Genomic DNA, 5,362 nt, shown 5'->3' with positions numbered 1-5,362 from the left:
AAACGGTGACGTCTGGAGGAGTTGTATCATCGGTATTTACCCAGAAACTACAGTTATCTGTATTGCCGTATTCATCGGTCACCGTTAAAGTAACCTGTGTCGTATCGCTGATCACGGTTCCCATGGTTGGTGATTGGGTAACAACATAACTGCTACACTCTGTTACTGAAAGATCGGTATCTTTTGTGAAATCCGGCAAGCTATAGTTACAGTCTGAATCCAATACAACGGTCGTATCGGCTGCACAAACGGTGATGTCTGGTGGTGTTGTATCATCGGTATTTACCCAGAAACTACAGTTATCTGTATTGCCGTATTCATCGGTCACTGTTAAAGTAACCTGTGTCGTATCGCTGATCACGGTTCCTGCAACTGGTGACTGGCTGACAACATAACTGCTGCACTCTGTCACGGCAAGGTCGGCATCATTGGTGAAGTCCGGTAAACTGAAATTACAGCTGGCATCCAATACAACGGTCGTATCGGCTGCACAAACGGTGATGTCTGGTGGTGTTGTATCATCGGTATTTACCCAGAAACTACAGTTATCTGTATTGCCGTATTCATCGGTCACCGTTAAAGTAACCTGTGTCGTATCGCTGATCACGGTTCCTGCAACTGGTAACTGGCTGACAACATAACTGCTGCACTCTGTTACTGAAAGGTCTGCATCTTTTGTGAAATCCGGTAAACTATAGTTACAGTCTGAATCCAAAACAACGGTAGTATCGGCTGCACAAACGGTGATGTCTGGTGGTGTTGTATCATCGGTATTTACCCAGAAACTACAGTTATCTGTATTGCCGTATTCATCGGTCACCGTTAAAATAACCTGTGTCGTATCGCTGATCACGGTTCCCATGGTTGGTGATTGGGTAACAACATAACTGCTACACTCTGTTACTGAAAGATCGGTATCTTTTGTGAAATCCGGCAAGCTATAGTTACAGTCTGAATCCAATACAACGGTCGTATCGGCTGCACAAACGGTGATGTCTGGTGGTGTTGTATCATCGGTATTTACCCAGAAACTACAGTTATCTGTATTGCCGTATTCATCGGTCACTGTCAAAGTAACCTGTGTCGTATCGCTGATCACGGTTCCTGCAACTGGTGACTGGCTGACAACATAACTGCTGCACTCTGTCACGGCAAGGTCGGCATCATTGGTGAAGTCCGGTAAACTGAAATTACAGCTGGCATCCAAAACAACGGTCGTATCGGCTGCACAAACGGTGATGTCTGGAGGAGTTGTATCATCGGTATTTATCCAGAAACTACAGTTATCTGTATTGCCGTATTCATCGGTCACCGTTAAAGTAACCTGTGTCGTATCGCTGATCACTGTTCCCACGGTTGGTGACTGCGTGACAACATAACTGCTACACTCGGTGACTGCAAAATCTGCATCGCTTGTGAAATCTGGTAAAACATAATCACAGTTAGCATCCAAAACAACTGTCGTATCTGCTGCACAGGCTGTGATGTCTGGAGGCGTTGTATCGTCAGTATTCACCCAAAAGCTACACTCGGAGCTGTTGCCACAGAGATCGGTTACTGTCAAGGTAACCTTTGTCGTATCGCTAATCACTGTTCCAATACCTGGAGACTGAGTCACAACATAACTGTTGCACTCAGTAACTCCTAGATCTGCATCTTTTGTGAAATCCGGTAGCGTATAACTACAGCTAGCATCCAGAACAACAGTTGTATCAGCTGCGCAGTTTGTTATATCAGGATTAATTGTATCCTCTATTTTAATTGTATGAACAATATTCACACTATTGCTGCATTGGTCTGTTACTGTATATGTTCGGGTGATGACGATAGGACATGTTTCAGCTGGAACATCTGAACTAGTTACTGTCATATCTGCATCTCCTGAACAATTATCAGAAACAGCTAAATTCCCAGTCAACGATTCCAAAGCAGAAACGGTCGTTACTGCTGCTGGGGCATCGGATGTTGTACATCCTTCAACCGTAGTCTCGCCAATTGAACCGGTGTACGTAGGAGCTGTCGAATCCACAACTGTAATCACCTGACTATCCGTTGTATCATTCGAACAAGCATCAGTCGCAGTCCAGGTTCTTGTTAAGGTATAACTATTCGCGCACGCTCCATCTGTTCTAACTTCATTAAAAATTATTGAAACATCATCGACACAATTATCGGTTGCTGTTACGTCTGCCACAGCCGGAACATTATCACAAGATACTGTCACGTCTGCAGGAACTCCAAATAAATCAGGTTTCGTAAAATCCCCGACCGTTACGACTTGTTCTGCGGTAGCTGTATTCCCACTCGGATCGACCGCAGTCCAGGTACGAACTAATTGAAATTGATCTTCACAAGTACTATTTATTTTTTCTTCATCGAAAAACAATGTGGTACTGCAATTATCAGTTGCAGCGGGAACATCGGTTGGGGAAAACAAAGTAAGCACTGTTATATCGTCAATTAAATTACCTACGGTAAGGTTGTCTGGTGCTCCTTGTACTGCCCTGAACAGTACTACAGTTGAAAGTTGACCTACTGGAATATCGTACTTTATATTATGTAGTGTCCATCCTGAAGTACTTGTTGCGGTGAATGTGCCCAACGAGGTTAACGAGCTAACAGATGAGCCTGCAAATACTTCCATGATATCATCTGTAGGATTGGTACTAGAATCCCACCCCATCCTCTTATGATGGGCAAAACTAATTTGTAAAGTTGTTGTTGGAATGGTGCAGAATTCTTGGTAAAAGTCAGCCACTTCAGATCCATTTAATTCTGCATGATAATCTCCGCTGTATGACAAAACTCCATCGACTCCACCACTTCTTTGAATTTCAATATTGTTGTTTGAAGCAGTAGTACTCCATCCTGGAACATCATCTGCACTTATGTAGGCCCAGTCACCCGAGTTAACATTCGAGGGAATCCCAGGCTCCTCAAAATCCTGATTCTCGAAAGACTGCAAACAAGAAGAGCATTCTATCGAAACATCTTCTGGAATATTTAAGATTACAGGTTTGATATTATCGACAACAGTAACGGTAGCATTACAACTGCCAGTATTACCACTAAGATCTGTAACTGTTAATGTCACCGAGTTATTTCCTAGATCATCACAGTTAAAACTCGTTTTACTTAAACTTAAACTCTGGATTCCACAATTATCTGTAGATCCATTATCTACTTGGGCTGGAGTAATACTTGCACTTCCACTAGCATCCAAATAGATCGTAACATTTTGACAATTCGCATCAGGCTTTTCGGTATCATTTACAGTTACAGTAAACGAGCAAGTTTGATCATGAGCTGTAATACCATCACTTGCTGTCCAAGTAACAGTTGTCACCCCTTTATTAAAAACAACATTATCCAGAGAAGAGCCTGTTCCCATAGTTACACCTGTTAACTCATAAGTCACAGTTGGATCCCCACATAAGTCTGCATCTGTTGCAGCAGCATCCCAAGAAGTTCCTGAATGAATATAAGTACACGCACTATTGGTACCAACTGTTTGATTACCGCCTCCAATACAAGTAATAACAGGTGAATTAAGATTGGCATTAACAGTAATTGTTGTATCAGCAATAACAGTCGTATCACATCCCCACGGATCAAAAACTCGCACTGCAAATCTATAGGTAGTATCTTTATTATAGCTATAAACATGATCAAAATATATGTTCCAACTAAAATCATCGATCTTAATGTCAGTATGGGTAAAAGATACTGGATCAAAAACAGCAGTATCACCACCCCAGGCAGTATCTACCTGAAAGGTATACTCATCCAGATCAGCCTGCGTTTTGATACTATCTTCATCTGAAATAATAATTCCAACCTGAAAAGATTCTCCGGCACAAACATCATCAGAAGGAAGAACATCGTAATTAACCAGCGTTGGGGCATCATTAATATGAAATGTAGCATTGGCAGGATCTACCGAATCAGCTGTGCTCCCTGCACTAAATTTTCCTCCAGAGGTCGTAGTCTCAATATTTACTAACCTTAAATCAACCCCTGTGCATACATTATAACCAAAACTACTATAAGGGAATGAAATCTCTGTAAATTGTTCATCAGTTCCATTACAAACATAACTGCCAACATAGCCAGTAATAGTAATAGTGTCTGCATCCCAACTGGAACCATTCCACCTCTGTACTGATTGATTAGTGAATCCCGTTTGCTTTATATTCGTAAAAACAGCAACATCTGCTCCTTGTCCATTGGGTCCATCACCAGGATCCCCATCTATGTCAAAATAAAGAGCAAGACTTGTTCCTCCACTAGCAGCTCTTCGAAAAGAAAAGAAAAAGCTTTTCGACCCCGGCACTCCACTAGAAAACCAAACACTATCAATGTCAGACGAACTCGAACTTACATCGCCAACAGAATCAATGACATTAGGATCAAAATACTCTCCAGGACACTTCCTTCCATCAACCACCATCACGCCATCATTTATTCCTGTTTGCCCAAAAGAATAAAAATTCATTCCAATAAATAAAAAGAGGAGCATTAATATCCGTTTGAAATAGTTCGTCATTAAAAGGGTCCTCCCCATTTTAAAACAAATCAATGATATAGCCGAAGTAGATCGTTTTTTCATAGTCGCGCGTTTATAAATCAATTCTAGTTTGTTCTGTTGTAATTATTCAATTTCGTTTTGAATAGAAAAAATAGGCTCGAATATTGTTCGAAAAGCATCATTCGCCAATTCACTTGAACTAGCAATATACGGCGTTTTAAGCATGAAGTCAATATGTTAAAAAGGTATTCTGAAATAATCAATCAAACCCATATTTTCAGATATCTAAACACCTATTTCAGCTATTAAAACATGCAAGATCTTACTTATACTTGTTCTAAACAGATTACGGCAGACGTTGCTTATCAACACAAAACTGTTAATATACGTCAATAAAGGTAATAAATGTCAATAAGAATTAAACTGATATGGAGTTTATTAAGAATAAGAAGTACAGTAGGGATATACTGGTAACGAAATCGGATCAATTCATATTTCTGGGGATATCGTTCTTAAGCATAAATCTTCGCGACTCTAAAAAGGAAGAAAGTAATATCCTTTACACCTCTTAAAGTTGCCCTGAAAGCTTTCAGTTTAGCATTGAAAGATTCAGCAGAGGCATTGGTGCTTCGATTATCAAAGAAGTTTAATATCTCTCTGTAGTGTGTATAGATTGTAGCTGAGATTGTATTTATTGGATATTATATAAAACGCAAAAAGCCCGATGCTCTGGAGAACACCGGGCTGGTAAAGAATGGCGACGACCTACTCTCCCACATTTCTGCAGTACCATCGGCGCTGGCGGGCTTAACTTCTCTGTTCGGAATGGGAAGA

Annotated in this window: 1 protein-coding gene, 1 rRNA gene and 1 pseudogene; all 3 read right to left on the bottom strand. The window is 40.8% G+C overall.

Features of this window, described 5'->3' with window-relative positions:
• Positions 1-4,609: pseudogene (locus GR929_RS21660) on the bottom strand (hypothetical protein); the annotation flags it as partial.
• 431 nt (positions 4,610-5,040) lie between these two features.
• Entirely contained in the window at positions 5,041-5,214 is a 174-nt protein-coding gene (locus GR929_RS21655; RefSeq protein ID WP_262886068.1) for a transposase, read from the bottom strand.
• A 66-nt stretch (positions 5,215-5,280) separates the two neighbouring features.
• A 5S ribosomal RNA gene (gene rrf, locus GR929_RS21650) occupies positions 5,281-5,362 on the bottom strand; the annotation flags it as partial.

The sequence above is a fragment of the Sunxiuqinia indica genome (assembly GCF_009847015.1).
GTDB lineage: Bacteria > Bacteroidota > Bacteroidia > Bacteroidales > Prolixibacteraceae > Sunxiuqinia > Sunxiuqinia indica.
This window is presented reverse-complemented; position numbering and strand designations above follow the sequence as displayed.